This window comes from Streptosporangium sp. NPDC005286, from assembly GCF_040607515.1.
Lineage (GTDB): Bacteria > Actinomycetota > Actinomycetes > Streptosporangiales > Streptosporangiaceae > Streptosporangium.
The window spans coordinates 1-26,025 of the sequence record NZ_JBEXGU010000022.1 but is presented as its reverse complement, the minus strand read 5'-3'; the positions used below and the strand labels follow the sequence as shown (position 1 = coordinate 26,025).

Genomic DNA, 26,025 nt, shown 5'->3' with positions numbered 1-26,025 from the left:
GGAGTGCCGGAAAGGCCGGTACCGCTGGGAGAAACGATCCTGCCGACTTTTACCTGGATTACCCGGTCACGCCGGAGGGACCCCGCTCGCGAGCGGGGTCCCTCCGGTTTCCACAGCCTGTGAGGCCGGGCCGCTCAGGCGTGCTGGCGGGCCTCGACCGCCTGCTTGTACAGGCGGCCCGCCCGGTAGGAGGAGCGAACCAGCGGCCCCGACAGGACCCCGGCGAAACCGATGGCCTCCGCCTCCTTGCCCAGCTCCACGAACTCCTCCGGCTTCACCCAGCGGTCGACGGGGTGGTGGCGCGGGGTGGGCCGCAGGTACTGGGTCACGGTGAGCAGGTCGCACCCGGCCTCGTGCAGGTCGCGCATGGCCTGGACGACCTCCTCGCGATCCTCGCCCATGCCGAGGATCAGGTTGGACTTGGTCACCAGGCCGGCCTGGCGGGCCTTGGTGATCACTTCCAGGGAGCGCTCGTAACGGAAGGCGGGCCGGATGCGCTTGAAGATCCGCGGCACGGTCTCGACGTTGTGCGCGAACACCTCGGGCCTGGCGGAGAAGACCTCCTCCAGCTGGGCCTGGTCGCCGTTGAAGTCGGGCACCAGCAGCTCGACGCCGCAGCCGGGCAGCAGCGTGTGGATCTGCCGCGCGGTCTCCGCGTACAGCCACGCGCCGCCGTCGGGCAGGTCGTCGCGGGCGACACCGGTCACGGTCGCGTAGTTGAGGCCCATCTGCCGCACCGAGTCGGCCACGCGGCGCGGCTCGTCGGTGTCGTACGCCTTGGGCTTGCCGGTGTCGATCTGGCAGAAGTCACACCGCCGGGTGCACTGGTCGCCGCCGATGAGGAAGGTGGCCTCGCGGTCCTCCCAGCACTCGGAGATGTTGGGGCATCCGGCCTCCTGACAGACCGTGTGCAGCCCTTCGCGTTTGACCAGCGCCCGCAGCTCGGTGTGGTTCGGGCCCGTCCTGAACCTGGTCTTGATCCATTCGGGCTTCTTCTCGATGGGGGTCTCGGCGTTGCGGACCTCCAGACGGAGGAGCTTGCGCCCTTCGGGTGCGACGGTCATGCGAGCTCCTTCGTCGGTCGAGGGACCGAGGTGTTACACGTCGAGGTGGGGTAAATGTCATCACGCTCGCTCACCTGTCCAGCTTATGTCCCACCGCGAGCCGCGAGGCCCCGGGGGTTCAGCGCCGGAACAGGTCTTCCTCGGGCAACTCGAAGGCCCGCGCGCCGAGCGCCTCCGCCAGGTGCTTCTCGGCGTACGGCAGGACCTCGTCGACCACGATCCGCCGGCCGGTCTCGGCGGACAGCGAGGAGACCCCGGCGTCGCTGATGCCGCACGGGACGATCCGGTTGTACCAGCTCGGGTCGTTGGAGCAGTTGAGCGCGAACCCGTGCATCGTGACGCCGCTCGAGACCCGGATGCCGATGGCCCCGACCTTCCTGTCCGGCAGGCCGTGCGAGGGGTCTCCGGCCACCCAGACGCCGCCACGCCCCTGGACTCGGCCCGCCTGCACCCCGAAGTCGGCGCAGACGGCCACCAGGGTCTCCTCCAGGAGCCTCACGTAGGCGTTCACGTCGAGCGGGCCGCCGAGCCTGACGATCGGGTAGCCGACCAGCTGGCCGGGACCGTGCCAGGTGATCCGGCCGCCCCGGTCGACCTCGACGACGGGAGTGCCGTCGGAGGGCCGCTCGTGCGGCGCGGTTCGTTTTCCCGCCGTGTAGACCGGCGCGTGCTCGAGCATCAGGCAGGTGTCGGGAATCTCCTCGGCCACGCGGCGTGCGTGGATGCGCCGCTGAAGATCCCAGGCCTGCTCATAGGGGAAGTCAACGCCAAGACGGACGATTGCCAGGTCACTCACGTCTCAAGAGTAGTTGACCCGTTCGTGGTCACGACGTGAGAAGCCGAGGCTCGATGCGGAACTCCTTGGCCCCGCCCGCCCCGTCGTGCTCGACCTTGTAGGCGTAGGCGCCCGGCTGCACGCTGACGGCCTGGATGAACTCGGTGCCCACGTAGTGCAGCGCCACGCCCTCGTCCGCCGCGTAGCCCCCCGGCAGCTCGCCCGAGGCCACCGCCTCGTGCAGCAGCGCGCGGCGCTGCGGGTCGGAGTCGTAGTGGACGCCGCACGAGTGGGGCAGCAGGCCCAGGCCGTCGGACCACACCCGCAGGGCCGGGCCGAAGGAGTCGGTATTGCCGCCCACGTGCCAGCAGAGCGCCCCGGCGCTCTGGCCGCTCAGCACCACGCCGGCCCGCCACGCCTCCTCGAAGATCTCGTCCAGGCCGTGCAGCCGCCACAGGGCCGCCAGGTTGGCCACGCTGCCGCCGCTGACGTAGATGACGTCCTGGCTGAGCACCCACTCGCGCGGATCCTCGACGTTGGGCATCGGGAACATGGTCAGGTGGCTGACCTCGACGTCCCACTCGCGGAAGGCGCCGTACATCTTCAGCAGCCAGTCGGCGTCGTCGCCGGTGGCGGTGGCGAGCAGGCCCAGCTTCGGCCGGTCCTGGCCGGTCAGGTCGAGGGCGTACCGCAGCAGCGCGCTCGCCTCTATGAACCCGTAGCGCTCGGACGGGCGGAACGAACCGCCTCCGATGGCAAGGATGTGAGACTGCCCAGAACTACGCATACATGACCTCTTCGACGGCTTTGGCGGAAACAGGGACCCTAGAGTACGGCGGCCAGCGCCTCACTGAGGCGCGTATGCCGGAACGTGTAACCAGACTCCAGAAGGCGCCGGGGCAGCACCCGCTGCCCGGTCAGCACCCCCTCCTCCGCGAACCCCCCGATGGCCGTGCGCAGCGCGAATCCGGGTACGGCGAGCGGCATGGTGGGCCGGTGCAGGGCCTTCCCGAGCGTCCTGGTGAACTCCGCGTTGGTGACCGGCTGCGGCGCGGTGAGGTTGACCGGGCCCGAGATCTCCGGGTCGCCCAGGATGTGCAGTACGGCGTGCACCCAGTCGTCGATCGATATCCATGACCAGTACTGCTCTCCCGAGCCCAGGGGCGCTCCCAGCCCCAGCTTGAAGATCGGCAGGATCTTCGCCAGCATGCCGCCCGCGCCGCTCAGCACCAGGCCGGTACGGAGCCGGGCCACCCGGATGCCCGCCTCCTCTGCGGGTACCGTCTCGGCCTCCCAGGGCACCACCACCTCCCGCGAGAGGAATCCCTCGCCCGGTGGGGCCGTCTCGTCCACCTCGCGGTCCCCGGTGTCCCCGTAGTAGCCGATCGCGGACGCCGACAGCAGCGTCGGGGGCCTGTCCGGCAGCTCCATCAGCGCTTTCACCAGCGTCCTGGTCCCCTCGACCCGGCTGCGGACCAGTTCGCGCTTGACGTCGTCGCTCCAGCGCCGGTCGCCGATCCCCGCCCCGGCGAGATGGACCACGGCCCGCGCGCCCTGCAGGGCCGCCGGGTCGATGAGCCCTTTGCCCGGGTTCCAGAACGCCTCGTCGACGCCCTGCGGCGCCCGCCGTACCAACCTGACCACCCGGGTGTCGTCGGCCCGCAGAGCCTTGACCAGAGCCGATCCAAGCAGGCCAGAGGACCCGGTCACGATGATCGCCATGTTGTCCAATCTAGTCGACCTCCCCTGCGATCTTCGGGAGGCCGGGGTCACCGGATGCGTCGGGATGTGCCGTCCGGCGTGCCGGAGAGAGAAAGAAGCACAGAGAGGAGCACGTGGACTGGGCACTGCGCGGCGGCAAGGGAAACTTCGGGGGGCACCTCCCTAGCCCTGTCCCAGGTGATGGAGCCGACCGGGGCGCTCTCGCTCGTCGCCGCCGTCCTCGCCATGAGGCTCTCTCCCGCTGCTCGGTAGCGGCGGCTGGAAACGGCCGTCAACAGCCTGTCCGCCGCCGGCCGGACGCCGGATCTCCGGCGTATCCCGCTCATACCCGAAAGACACCCGTGAAGATGACGAGAACGGACCGGGCCGGTCCGCGGAGAGCGGACCGGCCCGGGGAGGCGGAACGGTGACTAGGCGTTGAGGCCCAGCTGGTTCTCGAAACGGCCCTCCTCCAGGCGACGCTTGATCGTCGTCAGGAAGCGGGCGGCGTCGGCGCCGTCGACCAGGCGGTGGTCGTAGCTGAGCGCGAGGTAGACCATCGAGCGGACGGCGATGACCTCGCCCTCGGCGGTGTCCAGGACGACCGGGCGCTTGACGACCGCGCCGGTGCCCAGCATGCCGACCTGCGGCTGGTTGAGTATCGGCGTGTCGAACAGCGCGCCCCGGCTGCCGGTGTTGGTCAGCGTGAACGTGCCGCCGCCGAGCTCGTCCGGGCTCACCTTGTTGGTGCGGGTGCGCTCGGCCAGATCGGCGATCTTACGGGCCAGCCCGGCGATGTTGAGGTCGCCCGCGTCCTTGATCACCGGGACGATCAGGCCGCGCTCGGTGTCCGTCGCGAAGGCCAGGTGCTCGGCGTCGAAGTAGGTGACCTCGTTGGTCTCGCTGTTGATCGTGGCGTTCAGCTTCGGGTGCTGCTTGAGCGCCTCGATCGTGGCGAGGGCGAAGAACGGCATGAACGAGAGCTTGACGCCCTCACGCCGCTGGAACTCGGCCTTCGCGCGGTCGCGCAGCTGCGCGATCTTGGTGACGTCGACCTCGACCACGGTGGTGAGCTGGGCCGAGACCTGCAGCGACTCGACCATGCGCTTGGCGATGGTCTGGCGCAGCCGCGACATCTTCTCGGTGCGCCCGCGCAGCGTGGTGTCCACCGCGACCGGCTCGGGAGCCTGCGCGGGGGCGGCCGCCGGAGCCTGGGCGGCGGCCTGCGGGGCCGGGGCCTGGGCCGCCGCGGCCCGCTCGCGCTGGTCGCGGGCCGCTTCCAGCACGTCCTGCTTGCGGATGCGACCGCCGACGCCGGTGCCGTTCAGCGAGTCGAGGTCGACGCCGTGCTCGCTGGCGAGCTTGCGCACCAGCGGGGTGACGTACGGGCTCTCACCGGCGGGCTCGGCGGCCGGTGCCGTCGCGATCGGGGACGGCGGCGCGGCCGGGGAGGTCTGGACGACCTGGAGGGCCGGTGCCGGTGCCGGGGCCGGGGCGGGAACGGGGGCCTGCGCCGGGGCGGGGGCCTGCGGGGCGGGCTGCGGGATCGAGGAGACCGGCTGTGCCTGCTGCTGGGGGACCGGCTCGGGCTCGGGCTCCGGCTCGGGGGCCGCCTCCTGCGCCGGGGCGGCGCCCTCGGTGCCGTTCTCGTCGATGACGGCGAGCTCGGCGCCGACCTCGACTGTCTCGTCCTCGGCCACCACGATCTTCGTGAGGATGCCCGCGGCCGGAGACGGGATCTCGGTGTCGACCTTGTCGGTGGAGACTTCGAGAAGCGGCTCGTCGGCCTCGACGCGCTCGCCCTCCTTCTTCAGCCAACGGGTGACGGTGCCCTCCGTGACGCTCTCACCGAGCTGGGGCATCTGTACGGACTTCGGCATTGGTGTCTTCTCTCGCGTTCCGAGTGAGGGCTTACGTTAGTTGTGGACGTGGAGCGGCTTGCCGGCCAGCGCCAGCATCGCCTCGCCGACGGCCTCGGACTGGGTCGGGTGGGCGTGGATGAGCTGGGCGACCTCGGAGGGCAGGGCCTCCCAGTTGTAGATCAGCTGCCCCTCGGTCACGAGCTCGCCGATGCGACGGCCGACCATGTGCACGCCGAGCACCGGGCCGTCCTTCGCCGAGATGATCTTGACAGCGCCCTGCGTCTGCAGGATCTGGCTCTTGGGGTTGCCCGCGAGGTCGTAGGTGAACTCGACGATCTCGTGACCGCGCTCCCTGGCCTGGGCGGAGGTGATGCCCACCGAGGCGACCTCGGGATCGGAGTAGGTGATCCGCGGCACGCCGTCGTAGTCGATCGGCACGGGGTTCAGCCCCGCGATGTGCTCGGCCACCAGGATGCCCTCGGCGAAGCCCGCGTGGGCGAGCTGCAGGGTCGGGATGAGGTCGCCGACCGCGTACACGCCGGGCACGCTGGTCTGGCAGAACTCGTTCACGGTGACGGTGCCGCGCTCGATGGCGACACCCGCCTCCTCGAAGCCCATGCCCGCGGAGACCGCGCCGCGGCCGACCGCGACGAGCAGCAGCTCGGCGTCCAGGGTCTTGCCGTTGGCCAGGCTGACGACCACGCCGGTGTCGGTGGTCTTGACGCCCTCGAAGAAGACGCCCAGCTCCTGCTTGATGCCGCGGCGGCGGAAGGAGCGCTCGAGCAGCTTGGAGCTCGACTCCTCCTCCAGCGGCAGCAGGTGCGGCAGGGCCTCGACGATCGTCACCTCGGCGCCGAAGGAGCGCCAGACGCTGGCGAACTCCACGCCGATGACGCCGCCGCCCAGGACGACCACGGAGGTGGGCACCCGGTCGAGCTTGAGCGCGTGCTCGCTGGTGATGACACGCTCGCCGTCGATCTCCAGGCCGGGAAGGGACCTGGGCGCGGAGCCGGTCGCCAGCACGATGTTGCGGCCCTCGTAGATCTCGGAGCCCACGGACACCCGGTTCGGGCCCGCGAGACGGCCCTCACCCTCGATGATCGTGATGCCCTTGCTCTTGAGAAGGCCCTGCACGCCCTTCCAGGCGCGATTGACGATCTTGTCCTTGAACGCGTGGACCGCGGGCACGTCGATGCCCTCGAAACGGGCCTTGACGCCGTAGGTCGCGCTTTCCCGCGTCTCGTCGGCGACCTCCGCGGAGTGCAGAAGCGCCTTGGTGGGAATGCACCCCCGGTGCAGGCAGGTGCCGCCGATCTTGTCTCTCTCGATCAGCGCGACCGTCTTGCCCAGCTCGGCCGCCCGCAGAGCGCAGGCATACCCGCCGCTACCGCCACCCAGGACGACGATGTCGTAGGGGCCGCTGCCATCAGCCACAGGAAAGCTCCTTGTCGGATTGGAATACCGTGTTCACGGTCGCGCCCCTTCCGTGCCCTGGCCGGCCGCGCGGATCCTCGATCGCATCCACGCCGCCGCCTGACCCGGCTCGGCGCCCAGTCGGTGCCCGCCCTTGGCCCGGCACCGACAACCGCATCTTTTCATCTGTCTGTGTTGCTTGTGACCCGCATGCGCGGCTACGCCGACGCCTGGGCGGACCCGGTCGCGTAGCGCTCGGCCAGGCCGACGAGCGTCCGGGTGACCGCCCCGGTACCGCCCTTCGGCGTGTAGCCGTGCGGCTCTCCCTTGTTGAAGGCGGGACCGGCCATGTCAATGTGTGCCCAACGGACACCGTCCGGCACGAATTCCCGCAGGAAGATCGCCGCCGTGAGCATCCCGCCGAAACGCTCGGGGTGCAGGTTGGCGATGTCGGCCACGGGCGAGTCGAGCCCCTTGCGGAGCTCGTCGGGCAGGGGCATGGGCCACGCGGCCTCGCCCTGCGCGCCCGCCGTCGCGACGATCTCGGCCCGGAGGTCGTCGTCGTTGGCCATGACGCCCGCCGTCCGCCAGCCCAGCGCGACGATCTGCGCGCCGGTGAGCGTGGCGACGTCGACGATCACGTCGGGGTCGTCCTGACCGGCGCGGGCGATGCCGTCGATCAGGACCAGGCGGCCTTCGGCGTCGGTGTCGAGCACCTCGACCGTCTTGCCCGCGAAGCTGGTGAACACGTCGGAGGGGCGCTGCGCGGTGCCGCTCGGCATGTTCTCGGCCAGGCAGAGGTAGCCGACCGCGTTGACCTTCAGGCCCAGCCTCGCGATCGCGAGCATCGCGCCGAGGACGGCGCCCGCGCCGCCCATGTCTGACTTCATCCATTCCATCGCGGCCGACGGCTTGAGCGACAGGCCGCCCGAGTCGAAGGTGATGCCCTTGCCGACGTAGGCGAGCTTCTTTTCGGCCTCGGGGTGGCTGTAGGCGAGGCGTACCAGGCGGGGCGGGTTCGCCGATCCCTGGCCGACGGCGACGATGCCGCCGTAGCCGCCCTCCTTGAGCGCCTTCTCGTCCAGGACCTCGACCGACAGGCCGGCCTCGCCGCCCACCTGCTCGGCGATCTCGGCGAAGCGCGCGGGCCACAGGTCGGAAGGCGGGGTGTTGACCAGGTCACGGACGAGCGAGACCGACTCGGCCAGCGTGCCGGCGCGCCCGACCGCGGCCTCGGCGCCCTCGGCGTCGGTCAGCACGGCCAGCTCGGCCACCGGGGCGCTCGGCTCGTCGGCGGTCCGGTACCTGGTGAAGGAGTACGCGCCGAGCAGGCCGCCCAGGGCGACGGCGCCGGCGTGCTCGGCGCTCGCGGTGGGCAGGGCCAGCGCCACCCGGCCGGTGCCGGCCAGGGCGCGGACCGCGGTGCCCGCGGCACGGCGCAGGGCCTCGGCGTCGTAGCCGTTCTCGGGGACGTCGCCCAGGCCGACGACGACCAGCAGGGGTGCGGTCAGCGCGCCGAAAGTGGGGATCTTGGAGATCTCGCCGGGCTTCCCCTTGGCGCCCACACTGCCGAGCGTGGCGGTGAGCCTGCCGCCGAGAGCCTGATCGAGGCCGTCGGTCCCGGGAGCGGGGAGCAGGCCGTCCGGTCCGGTATGGACGCCGACGACCAGTGCGTCGGTATCGAACGAGACAGCATTGTCAGTTGGGGTCAGCCGCACAGTGGTCACACAAGCCGATGCTAGTCGGGCTTGCGCAGTACTCATAAACGAGGGTTCGTCCTACGAATCGCGTCGTCCGATGGTGCTATCGGGAGTGGCACCATCGAGAGGGATGGTGCTAATGTCGCTAGCACTATGTTGCTCACCCTGGATATGAACGATCCTCGGCCACTGCACGAGCAGGTCGCCGAGGCGATCAGGCGTGCCGTCGCCGAGGGGTCCTACGCCCGGGGAGACCGGCTCCCGCCGGCGCGCGATCTGGCCGCCGCGCTGGGCATCAACGCCAACACGGTGCTGCGTGCCCTGCGGGATCTGCGTGACGAGGGGGTGCTGGAGTTCCGTCGAGGCCGCGGCGTGAGCGTGCTCAGCCGCCCCAACCCGCGCAGTGTCATCGAGGAGAAGCTGCGCTCCCTGCTCGCCGAGGCGGTCCAGTACGGCTACCGCCATGACGACGTCATCGAGCTCATCAGGGAACTGTCATGACCGGGTCTGGAGCCCGGTTCTTCGAAGGAGCGACCGACGTGGGCCTGCGAGCTCGATTCCTTTCCGCGGCGGCCGGCTGGTCCGTGCTGGTGGCCGCCGTCCTGATCGCCGCGCCGCTGACGCTGCGAGACCGGCTGCCCGATCCGATCGCCACGCACTGGGGCCCGTCCGGCGTCCCCGACGGCTCGATGCCGTTCACCGCCTCGGTGCTGTTCCAGGCCGGCCTGTGGGTGCTGATCTCGGGGGTCTGCTGTGCCTTCGCGCTCGCCAACGCCGGGATGCTCAGGCGCAGGGCGAGCCGCATGGCGCTCGGTGCCGTGCTGGGCGGCATCGGCCCGTTCTTCCTGGCGTTGCAGGCGATCACGCTGTCGGCCAACCTCGACGCCCCCGACTGGGGACAGGCAGGTCACCTGGGGTGGAGCGCGCCGCTCGTGGTCGCGGCGCTGCTGCTGGGCGGCTGGCTCGGTGTGCTGGCGGCCCGTCCGGGGCCCGACGATATCCCGGAGCCGAAAGCGACTCCTCCGCGCCGGGTCCCGCTCGGCCCCGGCCGGCGCGCGGTATGGGTCTCCTCTCTACGTAACGGCCTGCTCGTCGCGCTCGGCGGCTCCTTCCTGGCCGCGGGGATGGGGCTCGCGGTGTTCGCCCTGCTCGGCGGCGACGGCACGCTCTGGACCCCCGCGACGATCACGGGCCTGGTGGGCCTGGTGGGCGTGACCTTCAGCTCGGTGCGGGTGCAGGTCACCGAGGAGGGCGTCGTGCTCTTCTACGGACCGCTCCGCCTGCCCCGCAAGCGCATCCCGATCGCGAAAGTGGAGCGGGCCTGGTCGGAGGAACTGTTCCCGTCCAATGTCGGAGGGTGGGGCATTCGGGGCGTGCCGGGGGCTGTGACGGTCATGCTCCGCGGTGGGGAGTGCCTTGTGGTGGGCTACGTCTCCGGCGGTCGCTTCGCCGTCTCGATCGACGACGCCGAGAATGGCGCCGCCTTGCTGAACACCCTCGTGGCCAGGGCGTCCACCGGTCCCGGAGTCCGTTGATCTCCACCTTCGCGGACCTTATCCCTCGAATCCCCCGAAACCGAGCATTGGAAGTTGGTCTCATGCCCCGCCGATCCACTGATCTGTGGTTGTTTCTGCTCGTCACGTTCGGCCTGTCCTGGCTGTTCGCCCTTCCCCTCTGGCTGACGGGCGCGCAGATCGGTGCGCCCATGTTCACGGCGATCGGGGTGGCGATGATGTTCACCCCGACGCTGGGCGTCCTCGCCGTCCGGCTTTGGGGCAGGCGGCTTGGAGAACCCGCCACCACCTGGCGTGAGTGGGCCGGGCGGACCGGCCTGTGGACGGGGGAGCGTCGCGGGCGCACGCTCGCGTTCGTCGCGCTGGCCTGGTTCGGGACCCCTCTGCTGGTAGTCGTCGCGATCGCGCTCAGCGCCGCCCTCGGCCTGCTCTCCGTCGACCTGTGGGGGCTCAGCCTGTTCCGCGAGAGCCTGGCGGCGGCCTCTTCGGGCCGATCGCTCCCGGTGGAGCCAGGGGTCCTGGCGGCCGTACAGGTCGTGTTGATCCTCCTGGTCGCTCCGCTGATCAACTCGATCGCGGCATTCGGAGAGGAGTGGGGGTGGCGGGGCTGGCTGCTGCCCCGTCTGATGACGCTCGGCACCTGGCGGGCGCTCCTGGTCTCCGGGCTGATCTGGGGAGTCTGGCATTTCCCGCTCACCCTGCGCGGATACAACTACCCCGAGCTGGGTGCGTGGGCGGCACCGATGTTCATCGTGTTCTGCGTGGTCTTCGGGGCGCTGCTCGGCTGGCTCCGTCTCTACTCAGGGAGCGTCTGGCCCGCGGTCGTCGGGCACGGCTCCCTGAACGCCTCCGCAGGTCTGACCCTGCTCGTCGGTAACGCGGCCGATCCGCCCAACCTGGCCGTCGCGGGGATCACCGGGCTGGTCGGCTCGGCGCTGCTGGCCGCGGTCTTCGCGCTGGTGATCAAACGCTGGCCGATCGAGCCACAGCCCCAGACCACCGGCTGAGATCTGAGGAGAGGAATGCTCCTGGTGCCCTCACCGATGAGTCTCCGCTGTCAGGTCCGCCCGATTCACCGAATCCGGCTGCTCTGGTCAAACCCGTCGGGTCCGCCGGATCAGGCAGGTCAGCAGGATCTGGCACGGCCGGACGAGGCCGGAAGGTCAGCTCACGAGTACCGTGCTCACCAGCAGTGCCGTGACGGTGGTGATCTCGACCAGGGCTCCCAGCACATCCCCGGTGATGCCGCCGAGCCGGCGCACCGCTCTGCGCCGCACCACCCAGGCCGCCAGCAACCCGAGGAGTACGGCCGCCGGGAGCCCCCAGGAGGTGGAGGGGCTCCCCAGTCCGGGAACAAGGTCGCTGAGGCCGGCCAGTGCGGTTCCCCCGGAGCCGGAGAGCGAGTCGATTCCCGAGGTGAGCCCGTGGTTGTCCTGATAGGGGCCGAGGAGCGGAGAAGAGGGCGACCGGGCATCGAGGGCGCCGGCGTCACGCAGGAAGAGCAGCGCGGCCGACCCCGCGAGCACCAGCACGGTCATGCCCACCGCGACGCTCCGTCGCACGGTGCCCGCGACCATCGCGCCGAGCCCGTCGGGGCGGGCCGGGGGGACACCCGCTCGGCAGGCCCAGGTGAGGGCCAGCCGCCCGGCCGCGCAGGCGGTGACCAGGACGATCGGGCCCAGCCCCGTGTAGGTGAGTTCCGACAGGGCCGCCACCTGGAGTAGCAGGGTGCAGACCAGGGTCACCACCCCGAACGGGCCGATGTCGGACCGTTTCATGATCTCCAGTGCCCGTTCGGCGGGCTTCCCGCTGCCCAGCCCGTCGGCGAGATCGGCAAGCCCGTCCAGGTGCAGCCCTCGGGTGAGCAGTGCGAGGACCGCCACGGCCAGCACCGATGCCGGAAGCGGCGTCATACCCAGCCAGAGCGCCAGCGCCAGCACCAGCCCCGCGACGGCCCCGAGCGCCGCCCCCACCAGCGGGGCCATCGCCATCGCGACACCCCCCGCCCGGCGGTCGACCACCCCGGGCCGGACCGGGAACACACTCAGCGTGCCGATCGCGAGACGCACCCCGTCGGCGAACGTCGACGACCTGTCGGGAGGCGGGGGCGCGGGCATGACCGCAGATCATAGCCCTCCTCCGCCCGGATGCCCGGGGCACTCCCAGATGGTGAGGGCCAGGCGGAGTGGGAGTCGGTGGTGTTCCTCGATCCGGACCCTTGGGGTTCTTTCATGGAACGCGGGCTCAGGGGGAGAAGCGGCGGTGGTGTTCCTCGATCCGGATTCTCGGGGTTCTTTCATGGAACGCGGGCTCAGGGGGAGAAGCGGGGCCGAAGCCGGCCCCGGATTCCCTCGTCGAACGGAGGCTCAGGAGGGAAGGGGAAGGAGACGGCCGGCGACGACGAGGGTGACGTCCTCGGACTCCGCGGCGAGGCGCTGGTTCAGGCGGCCGAGGACGTCACGGAACATCCGGCCGCTGGCGGTGGCGGGCACCACGCCGAGGCCGACCTCGTCGGAGACCGCCACGACCCGGGCCCGGGTCTGCCGCCAGGCCGCCACCAGCTCGTCGCACCGGGCCGTGACCGCGTCCAGGTCGTCCCCGCCCGACCAGGCGTCGCACTCGTCGAAGACGGAGGCGACCCAGGTGCCGAGTCCGTCGATCAGCAGCGGGGTCCCGGTGGACCGCAGCAGTCCGGCCAGGTCCGTGGTCTCGGTGGTCTCCCAGTGGGCGGGCCTGCGGTCACGGTGTGCCCGGACCCGGCGCAGCCACTCGGGATCGCCGTCGCCGGACGGCCCGGTCGCGACATAGCGGACCTCGGGTTCGGCCGCCAGCCGCAGTTCGGCCTCCACGGACTTGCCCGACCGGCTCCCGCCGAGCAACAGGGTCCTTCGGGGCGGGGAAGCCGGAGGTGGCGGGGGCTCGCCGATGTCGAGGACCGTGCCATCCGGTACGGCGCGCACCCCCCACAGGTCTGCCCGCCGGGCCAACTCCGCCTCCGTCGGTACCCGGTGGTCGAGGTCGACGGCCAGCACGTGCGTTCGCTCGCCGACCAGGCCCCGCCGGCGCAGGTCCCCCAGCCGTTCCGGCCGGTCGAGCACGTCCAGCAGCACCAGGTCCAGCGCCTCTCCCGGACCGGCGGGCTCTCGCTCCTCGTACGGGGGAGAGGTGGGGGCGTAAAGGACGCGCCGGCCGCCGGGGGTGGTGACGGTGAGGCCGTCCGGACCGGGCGAGGCGCGGTAGCCGGGCGGGAGCGGGCCGGTGGGCGGCAGCCGCACGGAGTCGCCGAGCAGCACGGACGTGGGGCGGCGGCCGGGGGCGACCCGGGTGCAGGAGGCGCACCCGCAGCCCGAGGCCGGCCAGCCCGCCGCAGCCGCGGTACCGGAGATCAGGACCTTCACACCCGGCCTCCCATCGGGTTCAAGGAGTTGCGAGCCTCCACCTTCCGGCGGAAGCGGATGACCTCCGCAGCGTACGGGGAGCCCGGGAACAGCCGGGCGACGGGGCGCGAGACCATGATCCTGCCTCCACGCTCGGGGGCGTCCTGGAGAGGTAGGGTTCGCTGAGCCGCCGAACGGCACTGGCAGGATCCGTGAGAAGGAGCTATGGCATGACGTGGCGCTGGCGTTATGAAAACGCGAATGGCGGCGAGGTAGTCGAGGGTGTCGCGCCGTCCGACACGTTCCCGAGCCAGGCCGATGCCGAGTCGTGGCTCGGTGAGAACTGGCGTGAGCTGCTGGAGGCGGGGGTCGAGAAGGTCACCCTGCTTGAGGACGAGAAGATCGAGTATGAGGGAATGTCCCTGCGCCCGGAGTGAGGGAAGAGCCCGTCGGGCCCGCTGGATCACCGAGCGGGCCGTCCGGCGGAGGGGTGGGCGTGAACCGGCGATCACTGAGGAACGGCGAGTGGTGCACCGGTCCCTCGCCCCTCGGTGAAAAGGGGCGAGGGGATCTCCCCGTCCGGTGGTGACCGGGATCAGGCTCTAGGGGCGCCGCTCGGGGCTGACGGTCTTGGCGGGGTCGCGCTCGACGACCGGGCCGAGGACGTCGTCGATCTTCTTGAGCACCTCGGCGTCCAGCCTCACCCCGGAGGCCCTGACGTTGTCGCGGACCTGCTCGGGCCTGCTGGCGCCGACGATGGCCGAGGACACGTTCGGGTTCTGCAACACCCAGGCCACCGCGAGCTGGGCCATGCTCAGCCCGAGATCGGCGGCGATCGGCTCCAGTCGCTGGACGCGGGTGAGCACGTCGTCGTTGAGCATCCGGGAGATGAAGTTGCCCCCGGTGGGGTCGGTGGCCCGGGAGCCGGCGGGGGGCGGCTGCCCCGGCAGGTACTTGCCGGTGAGCACGCCCTGGGCGATGGGAGAGAAGACGATCTGGCCGACGCCCTCCTTCTCGCTCAGCGGCACGACCTCTGCCTCGATGACCCGCCACAGCATGGAGTACTGGGGCTGGTTGGAGACCAGGCGGTCGAAGCCCATCTCGTCGGCGATCTTCAGGGCCCGGCCGATCTGCTCGGCGGTCCACTCGCTGACGCCGATGTAGAGGACCTTGCCCTGGCGTACGAGGTCGTCGAAGGTCTTGAGGGTCTCCTCAAGCGGCGTCTCGTAGTCGAAGCGGTGTGCCTGGTAAAGGTCGACGTAGTCGGTCTGCAGACGGCGTAGCGAGCCGTGCAGGGACTCGGTGATGTGCTTGCGCGACAGGCCGCGGTCGTTGGGGCCCTGACCGGTCGGCCAGTAGACCTTGGTGAAGATCTCCAGAGACTCGCGGCGGACGCCCGCGAGGGCGCGGCCGAGAACCTCCTCCGCCTTGGTGCCCGCGTACACGTCGGCGGTGTCGAAGGTGGTGATCCCCTCGTCGAGCGCCGCCCGTACGCACTGCTTGGCGGCGTCCTCCTCTACCTGGGAACCGTGGGTGATCCAGTTGCCGTAGCTGATCTCACTGACCATGAGACCGCTCCGGCCAAGGTGGCGGAATTCCATGCTCTGACATTAGTAGGTGCCCGATTCGGGATACCCTGCCGGGCGTGTTGCGGTTGATCACTTCGCGGAGGGTATGGCTGGCGCTGGCCGCCGGGGCGCTGGCGGCGGTCGTCGTGGTGGTCGTCCGCCGGGGGCGGAGACCGGAGGACGGCCCCCGGGGCGACTCCCCGGTCAAGGGGGCGATCGGCTCACCGGCAAAGGAGACGGCCTCCGGAACCGGGCACGCGCCGCGCTGGCCTCCCGCGCCGCTCCTCGGCGTCCCCACCGAGGAGGACCTCAGGCGGTACGCCCCCGGCCCCCCTTCCGCCTTCCGGTCCGCTGTTGAGCAGACGTTCGCGCCCCGGCCGCCGCGCGAGCCACTGGACGGGGCCGTCCGGAGCCGCCTGGTCCGCTGGGGCGCCGTCGGGGTCGGGCTGTGCCTGCTCGCCTTCGGCACCCAGGTCCTGGAGAACGCGGTCTTCTCGGAGGGGACGCGGACCGTCGAGGGAATCGCCCTGTGGAGCCCGCCGGATGCGAAGGACGGATGCGGGCCGAGGACGGGGCAGGCGCTGGAGCCGGAGATCCGCTACTCGGCGGAGGAGGGGCCGATGATCCGGGCCACCGGTCCGTGCCTGGTCGACGTCGTGGTCGTTCCGGACTCCGTCGCGGCCGACCCCGCCCCGCCGCCGGCCGAGTCCCCCGCGGCGGTTCCCGACGCGGACTGCCGGCCGCAGGTGAGGGTCCCGAGGGTGCGGGCGATCGACCCCGGGGTGACCAGGGCGGTGAACCACCAGTGGCGCCGCATCGAGAGGTGGCTGGCGGCCAACGCCCCCGAGAGCCTTCGCACGCTGGGCAGGCCCGCCAGGGCCCGTACGATCGCCGTCGCCGAGGCGCAGATGGGCCTGCGTTTCCCCGACGACCTGCGTGCCTCCCTGCTACGGCACGACGGGGCCCGCGTCGTGGGCGACACCTGGCCGTTCGGCTTCATCGGTAACCGCAACCAGGGGGTTCGCGGGATCCGCGACACCTGGCGACGGCTCTGCGGGACGGACGGGGAGGACATCGGCGCGACCGGCATCGGCTCGCGGGCGGAATGGTGGGACGGGCGGATGATCCCGTTCGGCGCCAACGGAAGCGGCGACCACCTGGTGATCGACTCCGTGGCGCGCGACGTCGGGCGTACCGATCACGAGGGCCAGATGAGCTTCACCCCCGGCGGCATCCGGATCCGCTCGTACTACGGTCTGCTGAAGGCGACCGCGAACGCCCTGGAGACCGGCGGATCCGTCGGCCACTGGAAGCCGGCGGTGACCGACGGCGAGCTGGACTGGGACGTCGTCGAGTCGTGATCACGGCAGGCCGGGGCGTCGCCGATCCCGGCTTCGGGAGGGAAGGCATGAGTGTCGCTCTCGCCCGCGAGCCGGGCAGGGACTTCTTGCCGCCGGGGCGGGACACGAAGAACCCCGTCCCTCCGGGGGAGGAACGGGGTTCGAAAGCCGGTGTGCCGCGAACTACTTCTTCGGCGGGACCGGCCTGCCGCCGGGCAGGACGGTGGGCGGGGGGAAGCGCAGCTTGCGGATCTGCAGCGCGCGCATGGCGGCGTAGAAGCCGACACCCTTGAGGCTCTCGCCGGGGAACTTCTCGGCGGCGAGCTTCTTCACCTTCCAGGACACCCAGATCGAGGTGAGCAGCACGCCGACCATCATGATCGGCCAGCCGATCGTGATCACCGCGACGTAGACGTAACCGCGGACGTCGGTCGGGAAGGGGATCCAGGTGAGCAGCAGGATCAGCAGGGAGAACGGCAGGAAGTACTGGCTCACGACGCGGCGGGAGTCGACCCAGTCGCGCGCGAACTTCCTGACAGGCCCCTTGTCGCGGGCGGGGTAGTAGCGTTCGTCGCCGCGTAGCATCCCCTCGCGCGCCTTGGCGCGGTCGTTCGCCTGGCGCTCGCGGAGCTGCTTGTAGGCCTCTTTACGGTTGTTGGGGGCGTTCACCGGCTGCCGGCGACGGCCTTCGGCGTCCCGTCGCTTGGGTGTGGGACGCCCCTTGCCCGCAGGCTTAGGATCGTTAGCGGAGGCGGGGGAGTCGTCCGCGGTGGTCTGGGTACGTCGGAACACAACGTCAGCCTACCGGGAGTGCAACTTAGTGACGCCCCCGCGCGTTATGCGTAGGGTGAACCCTATGGTGGCTCCGGTGCTTTTCGGGGGGCTGGAATCACTTGGGGTGACCCGAAGCGCACTTGAAGAAGGGGACGGCCGACGCGCATGAGCGTGATGAAGAGACTTTCGCTGATCTTCAGGTCCAAGGCGAACAACGCGTTGGACAAGATGGAAGATCCTCGCGAAACCCTGGACTACTCATATCAGCGCCAGCTGGAGTTGTTGCAGAAGGTACGCCGGGGCGTGGCGGATGTCGCCACCTCGCGCAAGCGCGTGGAGCTTCAGATCAACCAGATCGAGGCGCAGGCGCGCAAGCTTGAGGAGCAGGGCCGCAAGGCGCTCGGGGTCGGTCGCGAGGACCTGGCCCGCGAGGCGCTGACCCGCCGCGGCAGCCTGCAGACCCAGATCGCGGACCTTCGCGTGCAGCACGACAACCTGCAGGCCGAGGAGGAGAAGCTCACCACGGCCTCCCACCGGCTGCAGGCCAAGGTCGACTCCTTCCGCACCAGGAAGGAGACGATCAAGGCGACCTACACCGCGGCCGAGGCGCAGACGCGGATCAACGAGGCCTTCTCCGGCATCTCCGAGGAGATGGGCGACGTCGGCCTGGCGATCCAGCGTGCCGAGGACAAGACGGCCTCCATGCAGGCCCGCGCGGGTGCCATCGACGAGCTGCTGGCCAGCGGCGCGCTCGACGACTTCAGCGGGCAGCGTGGCGACGACATCCAGGCCGAGCTCGACCGCATGGGCGGCGGCCACGACGTGGAGCTGGAGATCGCCCGGATGAAGGCCGAGCTCGGCCAGGGCACCGGGCCACAGGGCGCGATCACGCCCGGTCCCGCCCAGCAGCAGCAGCAGCCGCAGCAACACCCGCAGTCCAACCAGACGCAGCAGCTGCGCCAGCCTGGGGAGGGCCTGTGATCGTCCGCATCATGGGGGAGGGGCAGATCGACATCGCCCCCGCCGATCTCGACGTGCTCAACACCCTGGACGCCGAGCTGGAGGCCGCCATCGAGGCGGGCGAGGAAGAGGTCTTCCGTACCCGGTTGCACGCCCTGCTGGACAAGGTCCGCCATGTCGGCAAGGCGCTGCCCGACGACAGCCTGGAGTCCTCGGAGCTGATTTTGCCCCCGGCTGACGCTTCCATGGAAGAAGTTCGGGAGATGCTCGGCAACGAGGGCCTGATTCCCGGATAGCCTGGGCATATGGTACAAACCCGGTTCGCCCCGGACCGGGGCCTGACCAGGCGCATGGTGATCACCATGTTCCTGCTCGGATTGCTCTATGTCGTCTTCGTGGCCGTACTGATCGCTTTGGGCGTTCGTGCGGTCGCGGTACTGCTCATCGCCGGCGTCATGCTCCTCGTGCAGTACTTCATGTCCGACCGCATCGCGCTGTTCGCGATGCACGGACGTGTCGTGTCCCCGCAGGAGGCGCCGGAGCTGCACGGCATGATCGACCGGTTGTGCGCTCTGGCCGACATGCCCAAGCCGCGGGTGGCGATCGCCGATTCGGATGTTCCGAACGCGTTCGCCACCGGCCGCAACCAGAAGAACTCCGTGGTCTGCGTGACCACGGGGTTGCTGCGCCGGCTCGACGCCGGTGAGCTGGAGGGCGTGCTGGCCCATGAGATGTCCCACGTGGCGCACCGGGACGTCGCGGTCATGACGATCGCGTCCTTCCTCGGCATAGTCGCCGGGCTCATGACCAGGGTCGCGCTCTACAGCGGCCTGGGACGCGGGCGCGACGACCGGGGCGGACTGCCGATCGGCCTGATCATCATGCTCGTCTCGGTCCTGGTGTACGCGGTCAGTTTCCTGCTCACCCGGGCCCTGTCGCGCTACCGGGAGCTGGCCGCCGACCGCGCGGGAGCGCTGCTCACCCAGCGCCCGTCGGCCCTGTCCAGCGCCCTCGTCAAGATCAGTGGCGAGATGGCGCGCATCCCGACGAGGGACCTGCGCGAGGCTGAGCCGTTCAACGCCTTCTTCTTCGCGCCGGCTCTGTCCGGCAAGGCGAGCCTGAGCGCGCTGCTGGCGACCCACCCGCCGCTGGAGCAGCGCCTTGACCAGCTCGGCAGGATCTCCGCCCAGCTCGGGCAGGGCGGGTGACAGGACTACCGGTGGGCGGCGGGAGCGCCGCTCCGTGGAAGCGGTGAAGGGGAAGAGACCGGATGCGCTGGTGGGATGCTCTGCTGGGCCGAGGTAAACCGGCCAAGGCCGACCTGGACGCGCTGTTCGCGCTGCCCTCGGCCGCGGTGACCCTGCAGGCGGCCACCGATCTGGCGCCGACCGGGCTGGGGGCGGTCTGCTTCCGCTCGGCCGAGGGCGGGGCGTTCGCCGCGCTCGAGCGTGACATCACCCAGCTGCTGGACGCCGGAGGCGGCCCTCCGGTGGAGGTGTCGAAGGACTCCTACGGCTACACATGGCTGCTGGTCCGCCGCACGCCCGACCTGCTCGGCGATCTGGTCACCGACCTGCACGCGGTCAACTCCTCCCTTGAGGCGGCGGGTTTCGGCCCCTCACTGCTCTGCTCACTGGTCTCCTTCGCCACCCCCGACGGCCGCGGGCTCGCCATGGTCTACCTCTACAAGCAGGGCACCTTCTACCCGTTCGCCCCGCTGCCCGGACAGGCGGGGCGCCGGGACAACGCGCTGGAGCTACAGGTACGCGGTGCGATCGGCGGTGAGCTGGAGATCGAGCCGGATCTCGGCCGCTGGTTCCCCCTCTGGGGCGCGCCCGGCCTCTGAGCCGTTCTGCCGGCCGGGCGGGGCCCTGTCCGGCCCGTTCCTCCCCAAGATCGTCTCCGGCTCTCGGCAAGGCATTCCGCCCTTTCCGGGGATTCCGAAGGCCGTCTGGAACGCGCTATTGGGGTCCGTCCGACTTGCGGTTTGATGCACGTCCTGTGACCCTTTGCCCCCACAATGGGTCCGGAAGTTCATCACGGAAGAAGGGGGTGACCATGGCGGACCTCGCGTCCTTGCGGCCCGGGGATCCCGAGCACGTGCGGGAGTACCGGCTTACCGCCCGGCTCGGCGAGGGTGGCCAGGGAACGGTCTACCTGGGAGTCTCCCCGACCGGTGCCCGTGTCGCGGTCAAGCTGCTCCGTGCCGACCTCGCGCAGGACGAGGAGGCGATGGAGCGTTTCGTCCGTGAGGTCAGCACGACCCAGCGGGTCGCTCCCTTCTGCACCGCCGCAGTGATCGACACCGGGGTCGACCAGCATCGCCCGTACATCGTCAGCGAGTACATCGACGGCCCGACGCTCGACGCGGTCCTGGCCACCGAGGGCCCCCGGCACGGCGCGGCCCTGCACCGCCTGGCGATCGGCACGGTCACCGCGCTCGTCGCGATCCACCAGGCGGGAATCGTCCATCGCGATTTCAAGCCCTCCAACGTGCTGCTGGCCCCCGACGGCCCCCGAGTGATCGACTTCGGTATCGCCAAGGCGCTCGACCGCACCTCCACGCTGACCGCGATGGCGATCGGCACCCCCTCCTACATGACCCCCGAGCAGCTGGCGGGGGAGAACGCGGGCTCACCCGCCGACATGTTCGCCTGGGGCTGCACGATGGTCTTCGCGGCCACCGGGCAGCCGCCGTTCGGTACGGACAGCCTGCCTGCGATCTTCAACCGGATCATGAACCTGGAACCCGATCTGGGGGCGATCACCGATCCGGCGCTGCGCGACCTGGTCGGGCAGTGCCTGTCCAAGGACGCCACCCAGCGGCCCACGGCGGGCGAGGCGCTGCTGCGGCTGCTCGGCCACGCGGGCGGGCCGACCGGCGCCGCACCGCCCACCGCGCCCCGCGGCATCCTCGCCGAGGGCTCGGCGGCCGCGGCGCAGCGGACCGGCCCCGGCCCCGGCGGCTACCCCGCCGGGAGCGAGCCCGCCCCCACCGCGTACGTGCAGCGGCATCCGGGAGGCGACGACCGCGCGCAGCAGGGCTATCCCCATCACCCGGAGCCGCAGCCGTATCCCCAGCACGGGGGTCCCGGAGGGGGATACCCCGCGCAGGGCCCGCAGGGTGGCCCGGGGGGCTACCTCCAGCACTCCGAACCCCGTGGCCACACCCAGCCGTCCGCGTCCCACGGCTACACGCAGCCGTTCGAGTCCCACGGCTACACGCAGCCGTCCGAGCCCCACGGCTACGCCCAGTATCCGCAGCAGGGGCCGGGATACCCGCAGCAGGGATATCAGGGGCCTCCGGGTCCACAGCCCTACGGCGGTCCCGTGCCCCATCCCTCCCATGACGGCGCCCCGCACCAGAACCCCGGATCACCTGGATATCCGGGACAGCCCGCTCCCGCCAGGAGCGGGCGCGGGGTGTGGTTCGCGGTCGTGGGCGGCCTGCTGGCCACCGCCCTCGTGGCCGGGGGCGTCGTGCTGGCGGTGCGCGGCGGCAGCACCGAGACGCCGGGCGACCCCCAGGCGGGCGTCACCCAGAGCGGCAGCCCGCAGACCGGCGGTACGAAGGAGACGAGCCCCCCCACCTCCGACGCGACCCCGCCCCCCAACGCGTCGACGGTGCCGCAGGCGACCAGCAGGATCAAGCTGCCCGGTAGTTCGATCACGCTCCATGAGAGCCCCGAGGACCCGATCAAGCTGAGTTCCTACAGCCTCGACTGGGAGAAGACCCTCTACGTCAGGAAGTACGGGACCAACCGGTTCGCCAAGAACGACAAGTACTTCCATTACACGCTCAACGCCGCGGGCACCCAGGCGCTGGGTACCGACCGGATCTACGACGCGCAGAACTACTCGATCGTGTCGGTCATCGACCAGCGCACCGGCGCGGCGAGCAAGATCAGGATCACCAAGGCGCCGGTCTACCCGACGCTGCCGCAGTGGTCGCCGGACGGCAAACGTGGCCTGGTGACGCTGTACGAGGCCGTGGACAACACCAGCAAGGAGTACGGCTTCGCGATCATCGATGTCGCCACGAAGAAGGCCAGGATCGTCCGGGTGAAGGAGAAGGACGCGGGCAAGTGGAGCTACTTCTGGCGGGGTGACGGCCGCGCCGTCGGCACCTGGGCGCTCACCGGCAAGACCCAGCGCATCCGCTTCTACGACCTGCAGGGCACCGTGCTGCAGACCCTGCTGGACGTGGGCACCCCGATCACCGTCGAGGGCGACGACATCTCCCCGTCGGGATCGTCACTGCTCACGTACTGCAAGGAGAGCGAGAAGGAGATCTGCATCTGGTCCACCGACTCCGACGCCCCGGCGAAGGTCCGGATCCCGTTCGAGACCGAGCGGCTCATCGGCTGGTACGACGACGAGCACATCGCGGGCTGGCGGCGCAAGGGTTCCGGCTACGAGGCCGTGGTGTTCGACTTCGAGGGGCGGTCGCAGCGGGTGCTGGCCACCACCACCAATGCCAAGGAGTACGAGAAGCAGTTCATGCGTTTCACCCGGGAGGGCTGATATGAGGGAATGGACCCACGCCGAGCATGTCTCGGCGGCCACCGCGGAGGTCGCCCGGATGGCCGATGTCCTGAGGAAGCGCGACATGTCCGTTCCCGTGCTGACCTGTCCTGGCTGGGACCTGGCCAGGCTCGTCACCCACACCGGTGGCATACACCGGTGGGTGGCCACCATGGTCGCCGACCTGGCCGAGCGGCGCTACGACCGCCGCGGGATGGACATGGGCCTGCCGGCCGACGCGAGTGGTTACCCCGCCTGGCTCGGTGCGGGGGCCACCTTGCTGTCCGAGGCGCTGCTGTCGCAGGATCCGCAGGCGCCGATGTGGGCCTGGGGCGGGGAGCAGCGGGTGCGGTTCTGGTCCAGGCGCATGCTCCACGAGACCCTGGTGCACCGGATGGACGCCGAGCTCGCGCTGGGCGTTCCGGTCTCGGTCGACGAGGACGTGGCGGCCGACGGGGTCGAGGAGTTCCTCGATGTCCTGCCGTACGCGCTGTGGAATCCGGGGGTGGCCGAGCTGAGGGGCGGGGGCGAGACGATCTCCCTGCAGGCCGACACCGGAGCCGGGTGGGTGATCACCCTCGACCCCGACCGCTTCCACCACCGGCGGTCCCTGCAGCCGGGGAGCGTGACCGTGCGCGCGGCCACGTCGGCGGACCTGCTCCAGGTCGTATGGGGGCGGCGCAGCGTCGACGACTACGCCGTCGAGGGCGACGCGGGGCTGCTGGGCTGGTGGCGGGAGCTCGCCCGGATCTGACCGGCGGAAGATAAATACCCGTCCCGGGATTGGGCCAAGACACGGCAGATCCCCAGGAGGGCTCGCCACCGAGGCCGCCGCCCCGTGGTGCCATGCCCCTATGATCAAGATGTCTCAGGCAGTGGTCTCGGTCACACTCGTCTCCGTGGGCCTGTTCGGTGGCACGGCGCTCGCGGACTCCGCACCCTCCACGGCGACGGTGCGGGAGGACGATCGGCCACAGATCACGATCGTGGGCGAGGGACGTCTGTCGGTCACCCCCGACGTCATGAAGCTGGACGCCGGTGTCGAGGTGGTCCGTTCCACCGCGGGAGAGGCGTTCACCGCCGCCCGCGTCGCCGCCGCCGCGCTGACGAAGGCGTTGCTGGCGGCCGGTATCGCGGCCAAGGACCTGCGGACCAACGAGCTGTCCCTGGGCCCCCAGTACAAGGACTACCCCACGATCTCCGGCTACCGGGCCGCGCAGGGGGTCGAGGCGGTGGTGCGGGACCTGGAAACCGCGGACGACGTGATCGACGCGGCGGTCGCGGTCGGCGAGGCGGTCCGGCTGGACAGCGTCTCCTTCGAGGTCTCCGACAACCGCGCGCCGCTCAGGCTGGCGCGCGAGGCCGCCTTCAGGGACGCCAAGACCCGCGCCGCGCAGTACGCCAGGCTCGCGGGACGCAGGCTCGGCCGTGCGCTGGAGATCAGCGAGGAGAACGTCACCCCGCCGCGGCCGTTCTTCGCCGCCGGCGCGATCGCGGACAAGGCGTCGATCAGCCCCGGCCGCCAGGACGTGTCGGTCAGCGTCAGGGTGGTCTACGAGCTGGATTAGGCCCCGCTCACGCGGTGCTCCCCCGATCCCGGGTACGCGACAGGTTCCCGGCACGCGACGGGCCCCGGCGGGTCACCACCCACCGGGGCCCGTCCACCTCGTGGTCAGGGCAGCGCCAGCATCCTGTCCAGGGCGACCCGAGCCCAGTGGGCGGTGTCGTCGTCCACGGTGATCTGGTTGACGACCTGGCCGGCGGCGAGCGACTCCAGCGCCCACACCAGGTGCGGCAGGTCGATCCGGTTCATCGTCGAGCAGTAGCAGACGGTCCGGTCCAGGAACGTCACGTCCTTGTCGGGGAACATGGCGCCGAGCCGCTTGACCAGGTTCAGCTCGGTGCCCACCGCCCAGGAGGACCCGGCGGGAGCCGCCTCGAGCTTCTTGATGATGTACTCGGTCGAACCGACATGATCGGCCTTGGTGACGACCTCGTGCCTGCACTCGGGGTGGACCAGCACGTTGACGCCGGGGATGCGCGCGCGGACGTCGTCCACGCACTCGGCGCTGAAACGGCCGTGTACCGAGCAGTGCCCCTTCCACAGGATCATCTTGGCGCCCGCGAGCTGCTCGGCGGTCAGGCCGCCGTTCGGCCGGTGCGGGTTGTAGACGACGCAGTCGCCCGGCGACAGGCCCATCTCCAGCACCGCGGTGTTGCGGCCCAGGTGCTGGTCGGGAAGGAAGAGCACCTTCTCCCCGCGGGAGAAGGCCCACTCCAGGGCGCGCCTGGCGTTGGAGGAGGTGCAGACGGTGCCGCCGTTGCGTCCGCAGAAGGCCTTGATGTCGGCGCTGGAGTTCATGTAGGTGACGGGCACGGTGCGACCGGCGATCCCGGCGTCCTCCAGCACCTCCCAGCACTCCTCGACCTGGTCGAAGGTGGCCATGTCGGCCATCGAGCACCCGGCGGCGAGGTCGGGCAGCACCACCTTCTGGGAGTCGGAGGTGAGGATGTCGGCGGACTCGGCCATGAAGTGCACGCCGCAGAAGACGATGTACTCGGCGTCGGGCCGGGCCGCGGCCTCCTTGGCGAGCTTGAACGAGTCGCCGGTCACGTCGGCGAACTGGATGACCTCGTCACGCTGGTAGTGGTGGCCCAGTACGAAGACCCTGTCGCCGAGCGCCGCCTTCGCCTTCCTGGCGCGTTCCACCAGCGCCGGGTCGGACGCGGCCGGCAACTCGCCGGGACAGTCGACACCGCGCTCGCTGTGCGGGTCCACGCCCCTGCCCAGGACGAAGAGCGGAAGCCCGATCTCGGTGGTCGTCATGGCCACACCCCCTTATCGTCGAAGTGACGACTAATGATGACACACGCTGTTGGGGCTTTATTCCGTGGGAGGGAGTTTTGTCCGAAGGAGGAGGTGTGCGTCGTCCCAGGAATGTGTAAGGGGGGACGGGTGTTGGTAGCGTCTAAGAAGGACGTCAGAAACAGACAGCCGTTCCCGGGGAGCGGCCGACGCAGACGCGGGAGTCACCACATGTCGGTTGAGAGCAGCGAGACCACGGCGCAGGGCCTGATCCTCAGTTCCGCGGCCGCCGCGAAGGTCAAGAGCCTGCTGGAGCAGCAGGGCGAGGAGGGCCTCCAGCTGCGCGTGGCCGTGCAGCCCGGTGGCTGTTCCGGCCTGCGCTACCAGCTCTTCTTCGACGACCGTTCGATGGACGGTGACGTCGTCTCCGACTTCGACGGTGTGAGCGTGGTCACCGACCGGATGAGCGCGCCCTACCTCGTGGGTGCCACCGTCGACTTCGTCGACACGATCGAGAAGCAGGGCTTCACGATCGACAACCCGAACGCCACGGGTTCGTGCGCCTGCGGAGACTCGTTCAACTAGGAACTCGCTCGACCGGACGAGACCGGACGAGACACCGAAGGCGCACGAACCCGTGGCGTTCG

General features: G+C 70.5%; 25 protein-coding genes. 13 read left to right on the top strand and 12 right to left on the bottom strand.

Annotated features, from left to right (window positions below):
* Positions 1–134: 134 nt before the first annotated feature.
* The 7 genes from lipA to ABZU75_RS11275 all read right to left on the bottom strand — a co-directional run bounded on the left by lipA (position 135) and on the right by ABZU75_RS11275 (position 8,578).
* On the bottom strand, positions 135–1,064 hold the full coding sequence (gene lipA / locus ABZU75_RS11305; RefSeq protein WP_355552120.1) for a lipoyl synthase: 930 nt from the start codon (positions 1,062–1,064) through the stop codon (positions 135–137).
* Between the two features lie 118 nt (positions 1,065–1,182).
* On the bottom strand, positions 1,183–1,860 hold the full coding sequence (gene lipB, locus ABZU75_RS11300; protein WP_350927876.1) for a lipoyl(octanoyl) transferase LipB: 678 nt from the start codon (positions 1,858–1,860) through the stop codon (positions 1,183–1,185).
* A 28-nt stretch (positions 1,861–1,888) separates the two neighbouring features.
* On the bottom strand, positions 1,889–2,626 hold the full coding sequence (locus ABZU75_RS11295) for a peptidase E (protein WP_355552116.1): 738 nt from the start codon (positions 2,624–2,626) through the stop codon (positions 1,889–1,891).
* A 38-nt stretch (positions 2,627–2,664) separates the two neighbouring features.
* Positions 2,665–3,561 (bottom strand): TIGR01777 family oxidoreductase, encoded by an 897-nt coding sequence (locus tag ABZU75_RS11290; protein ID WP_355552113.1) that lies wholly within the window; start codon positions 3,559–3,561, stop codon positions 2,665–2,667.
* Positions 3,562–3,971: 410 nt separating this feature from the next.
* Complete coding sequence (gene sucB / locus ABZU75_RS11285; RefSeq protein WP_355552110.1) at positions 3,972–5,420, bottom strand: 2-oxoglutarate dehydrogenase, E2 component, dihydrolipoamide succinyltransferase; 1,449 nt, start codon at positions 5,418–5,420, stop codon at positions 3,972–3,974.
* A gap of 36 nt (positions 5,421–5,456) precedes the next feature.
* Positions 5,457–6,836: a dihydrolipoyl dehydrogenase gene (gene lpdA / locus ABZU75_RS11280; RefSeq protein ID WP_355552107.1), complete on the bottom strand. Its 1,380-nt coding sequence runs from the start codon at positions 6,834–6,836 to the stop codon at positions 5,457–5,459.
* A 197-nt stretch (positions 6,837–7,033) separates the two neighbouring features.
* Positions 7,034–8,578: a leucyl aminopeptidase gene (locus tag ABZU75_RS11275; RefSeq protein WP_355552104.1), complete on the bottom strand. Its 1,545-nt coding sequence runs from the start codon at positions 8,576–8,578 to the stop codon at positions 7,034–7,036.
* 108 nt (positions 8,579–8,686) lie between these two features.
* On the opposite strand from ABZU75_RS11275, the gene ABZU75_RS11270 reads away from it, so the two are divergent.
* The 3 genes from ABZU75_RS11270 (at position 8,687) to ABZU75_RS11260 (ending at position 11,036) form a co-directional block, all read left to right on the top strand.
* Positions 8,687–9,016 carry a GntR family transcriptional regulator gene (locus ABZU75_RS11270; RefSeq protein WP_355552101.1) on the top strand — a complete coding sequence of 110 codons (330 nt, stop codon included), beginning with the start codon at positions 8,687–8,689 and terminating at the stop codon, positions 9,014–9,016.
* The gene (locus ABZU75_RS11265) at positions 9,013–10,050 is read left to right on the top strand and encodes a DUF1648 domain-containing protein (protein WP_355552098.1); all 1,038 of its coding nucleotides are present in this window, start codon (positions 9,013–9,015) and stop codon (positions 10,048–10,050) included. Before ABZU75_RS11270 ends, ABZU75_RS11265 begins: the two co-directional genes overlap by 4 nt.
* Positions 10,051–10,139: 89 nt before the next feature.
* Positions 10,140–11,036 (top strand): CPBP family intramembrane glutamic endopeptidase, encoded by an 897-nt coding sequence (locus ABZU75_RS11260; RefSeq protein WP_355552095.1) that lies wholly within the window; start codon positions 10,140–10,142, stop codon positions 11,034–11,036.
* 156 nt (positions 11,037–11,192) lie between these two features.
* On the opposite strand, the gene ABZU75_RS11255 is transcribed toward ABZU75_RS11260, so the two are convergent.
* Positions 11,193–12,146: an adenosylcobinamide-GDP ribazoletransferase gene (locus ABZU75_RS11255; protein WP_355552092.1), complete on the bottom strand. Its 954-nt coding sequence runs from the start codon at positions 12,144–12,146 to the stop codon at positions 11,193–11,195.
* 249 nt (positions 12,147–12,395) lie between these two features.
* Positions 12,396–13,427, bottom strand: a complete 1,032-nt coding sequence (locus tag ABZU75_RS11250; protein WP_355552089.1) for a bifunctional adenosylcobinamide kinase/adenosylcobinamide-phosphate guanylyltransferase — start codon at positions 13,425–13,427, stop codon at positions 12,396–12,398.
* Positions 13,428–13,636: 209 nt separating this feature from the next.
* Here ABZU75_RS11250 and ABZU75_RS11245 point away from each other — a divergent pair, with 209 nt between their 5' ends.
* A complete protein-coding gene (locus ABZU75_RS11245; protein ID WP_030910294.1) occupies positions 13,637–13,843 on the top strand; it encodes a hypothetical protein in 207 nt (68 codons plus the stop codon).
* 165 nt (positions 13,844–14,008) lie between these two features.
* Here ABZU75_RS11245 and ABZU75_RS11240 read toward each other — a convergent pair whose 3' ends face one another.
* Positions 14,009–15,007, bottom strand: a complete 999-nt coding sequence (locus ABZU75_RS11240) for an aldo/keto reductase family protein (RefSeq protein ID WP_355552085.1) — start codon at positions 15,005–15,007, stop codon at positions 14,009–14,011.
* A 44-nt stretch (positions 15,008–15,051) separates the two neighbouring features.
* Here ABZU75_RS11240 and ABZU75_RS11235 point away from each other — a divergent pair, with 44 nt between their 5' ends.
* On the top strand, positions 15,052–16,335 hold the full coding sequence (locus ABZU75_RS11235; protein WP_355552082.1) for an SMI1/KNR4 family protein: 1,284 nt from the start codon (positions 15,052–15,054) through the stop codon (positions 16,333–16,335).
* Positions 16,336–16,497: 162 nt separating this feature from the next.
* Here ABZU75_RS11235 and ABZU75_RS11230 read toward each other — a convergent pair whose 3' ends face one another.
* Positions 16,498–17,106: a DUF3043 domain-containing protein gene (locus ABZU75_RS11230; RefSeq protein ID WP_350955260.1), complete on the bottom strand. Its 609-nt coding sequence runs from the start codon at positions 17,104–17,106 to the stop codon at positions 16,498–16,500.
* 147 nt (positions 17,107–17,253) lie between these two features.
* Between ABZU75_RS11230 and ABZU75_RS11225 the strand changes: the two genes are divergently transcribed.
* The 7 genes from ABZU75_RS11225 (at position 17,254) to ABZU75_RS11195 (ending at position 24,140) form a co-directional block, all read left to right on the top strand.
* On the top strand, positions 17,254–18,069 hold the full coding sequence (locus ABZU75_RS11225; RefSeq protein ID WP_355552077.1) for a PspA/IM30 family protein: 816 nt from the start codon (positions 17,254–17,256) through the stop codon (positions 18,067–18,069).
* Positions 18,066–18,344, top strand: coding sequence for a hypothetical protein (locus ABZU75_RS11220; protein ID WP_343982922.1), 279 nt, complete (start codon positions 18,066–18,068; stop codon positions 18,342–18,344). The genes ABZU75_RS11225 and ABZU75_RS11220 overlap by 4 nt, the downstream gene beginning before the upstream one ends.
* Before the next feature lie 9 nt (positions 18,345–18,353).
* Positions 18,354–19,256, top strand: coding sequence for a zinc metalloprotease HtpX (gene htpX, locus ABZU75_RS11215; RefSeq protein ID WP_350955256.1), 903 nt, complete (start codon positions 18,354–18,356; stop codon positions 19,254–19,256).
* Between the two features lie 62 nt (positions 19,257–19,318).
* Entirely contained in the window at positions 19,319–19,894 is a 576-nt protein-coding gene (locus tag ABZU75_RS11210) for a hypothetical protein (RefSeq protein WP_350927840.1), read from the top strand.
* A gap of 212 nt (positions 19,895–20,106) precedes the next feature.
* Positions 20,107–22,572 carry a serine/threonine-protein kinase gene (locus tag ABZU75_RS11205; RefSeq protein ID WP_355552072.1) on the top strand — a complete coding sequence of 822 codons (2,466 nt, stop codon included), beginning with the start codon at positions 20,107–20,109 and terminating at the stop codon, positions 22,570–22,572.
* A gap of 1 nt (position 22,573) precedes the next feature.
* Positions 22,574–23,326 carry a maleylpyruvate isomerase family mycothiol-dependent enzyme gene (locus ABZU75_RS11200; RefSeq protein ID WP_350927836.1) on the top strand — a complete coding sequence of 251 codons (753 nt, stop codon included), beginning with the start codon at positions 22,574–22,576 and terminating at the stop codon, positions 23,324–23,326.
* A gap of 100 nt (positions 23,327–23,426) precedes the next feature.
* Positions 23,427–24,140, top strand: coding sequence for an SIMPL domain-containing protein (locus tag ABZU75_RS11195; RefSeq protein ID WP_355552068.1), 714 nt, complete (start codon positions 23,427–23,429; stop codon positions 24,138–24,140).
* A 104-nt stretch (positions 24,141–24,244) separates the two neighbouring features.
* Here the strand turns inward: ABZU75_RS11195 and nadA are convergent, their stop codons facing one another.
* Positions 24,245–25,399 (bottom strand): quinolinate synthase NadA, encoded by a 1,155-nt coding sequence (gene nadA, locus ABZU75_RS11190; RefSeq protein ID WP_355552065.1) that lies wholly within the window; start codon positions 25,397–25,399, stop codon positions 24,245–24,247.
* Between the two features lie 210 nt (positions 25,400–25,609).
* Between nadA and ABZU75_RS11185 the strand changes: the two genes are divergently transcribed.
* Positions 25,610–25,963 carry an iron-sulfur cluster assembly accessory protein gene (locus ABZU75_RS11185; RefSeq protein ID WP_030910261.1) on the top strand — a complete coding sequence of 118 codons (354 nt, stop codon included), beginning with the start codon at positions 25,610–25,612 and terminating at the stop codon, positions 25,961–25,963.
* The last annotated feature ends 62 nt before the right edge of the window (positions 25,964–26,025 follow it).

What these genes read in the sequence shown, in the direction of transcription:
- ABZU75_RS11295 (WP_355552116.1), bottom strand. Translation starts at nt 2,626, where the DNA reads ATGCGTAGTTCTGGGCAGTCTCACATCCTTGCCATCGGAGGCGGTTCG.
- ABZU75_RS11200 (WP_350927836.1), top strand. Translation starts at nt 22,574, where the DNA reads ATGAGGGAATGGACCCACGCCGAGCATGTCTCGGCGGCCACCGCGGAG.
- ABZU75_RS11195 (WP_355552068.1), top strand. Translation starts at nt 23,427, where the DNA reads ATGATCAAGATGTCTCAGGCAGTGGTCTCGGTCACACTCGTCTCCGTG.
- nadA (WP_355552065.1), bottom strand. Translation starts at nt 25,399, where the DNA reads ATGACGACCACCGAGATCGGGCTTCCGCTCTTCGTCCTGGGCAGGGGC.
- ABZU75_RS11275 (WP_355552104.1), bottom strand. Translation starts at nt 8,578, where the DNA reads ATGAGTACTGCGCAAGCCCGACTAGCATCGGCTTGTGTGACCACTGTG.
- ABZU75_RS11270 (WP_355552101.1), top strand. Translation starts at nt 8,687, where the DNA reads ATGAACGATCCTCGGCCACTGCACGAGCAGGTCGCCGAGGCGATCAGG.
- ABZU75_RS11245 (WP_030910294.1), top strand. Translation starts at nt 13,637, where the DNA reads ATGACGTGGCGCTGGCGTTATGAAAACGCGAATGGCGGCGAGGTAGTC.
- sucB (WP_355552110.1), bottom strand. Translation starts at nt 5,420, where the DNA reads ATGCCGAAGTCCGTACAGATGCCCCAGCTCGGTGAGAGCGTCACGGAG.
- ABZU75_RS11185 (WP_030910261.1), top strand. Translation starts at nt 25,610, where the DNA reads ATGTCGGTTGAGAGCAGCGAGACCACGGCGCAGGGCCTGATCCTCAGT.
- ABZU75_RS11240 (WP_355552085.1), bottom strand. Translation starts at nt 15,007, where the DNA reads ATGGAATTCCGCCACCTTGGCCGGAGCGGTCTCATGGTCAGTGAGATC.
- ABZU75_RS11205 (WP_355552072.1), top strand. Translation starts at nt 20,107, where the DNA reads ATGGCGGACCTCGCGTCCTTGCGGCCCGGGGATCCCGAGCACGTGCGG.
- ABZU75_RS11265 (WP_355552098.1), top strand. Translation starts at nt 9,013, where the DNA reads ATGACCGGGTCTGGAGCCCGGTTCTTCGAAGGAGCGACCGACGTGGGC.
- ABZU75_RS11290 (WP_355552113.1), bottom strand. Translation starts at nt 3,561, where the DNA reads ATGGCGATCATCGTGACCGGGTCCTCTGGCCTGCTTGGATCGGCTCTG.
- lipA (WP_355552120.1), bottom strand. Translation starts at nt 1,064, where the DNA reads ATGACCGTCGCACCCGAAGGGCGCAAGCTCCTCCGTCTGGAGGTCCGC.
- htpX (WP_350955256.1), top strand. Translation starts at nt 18,354, where the DNA reads ATGGTACAAACCCGGTTCGCCCCGGACCGGGGCCTGACCAGGCGCATG.
- ABZU75_RS11210 (WP_350927840.1), top strand. Translation starts at nt 19,319, where the DNA reads ATGCGCTGGTGGGATGCTCTGCTGGGCCGAGGTAAACCGGCCAAGGCC.
- ABZU75_RS11225 (WP_355552077.1), top strand. Translation starts at nt 17,254, where the DNA reads ATGAGCGTGATGAAGAGACTTTCGCTGATCTTCAGGTCCAAGGCGAAC.
- ABZU75_RS11255 (WP_355552092.1), bottom strand. Translation starts at nt 12,146, where the DNA reads ATGCCCGCGCCCCCGCCTCCCGACAGGTCGTCGACGTTCGCCGACGGG.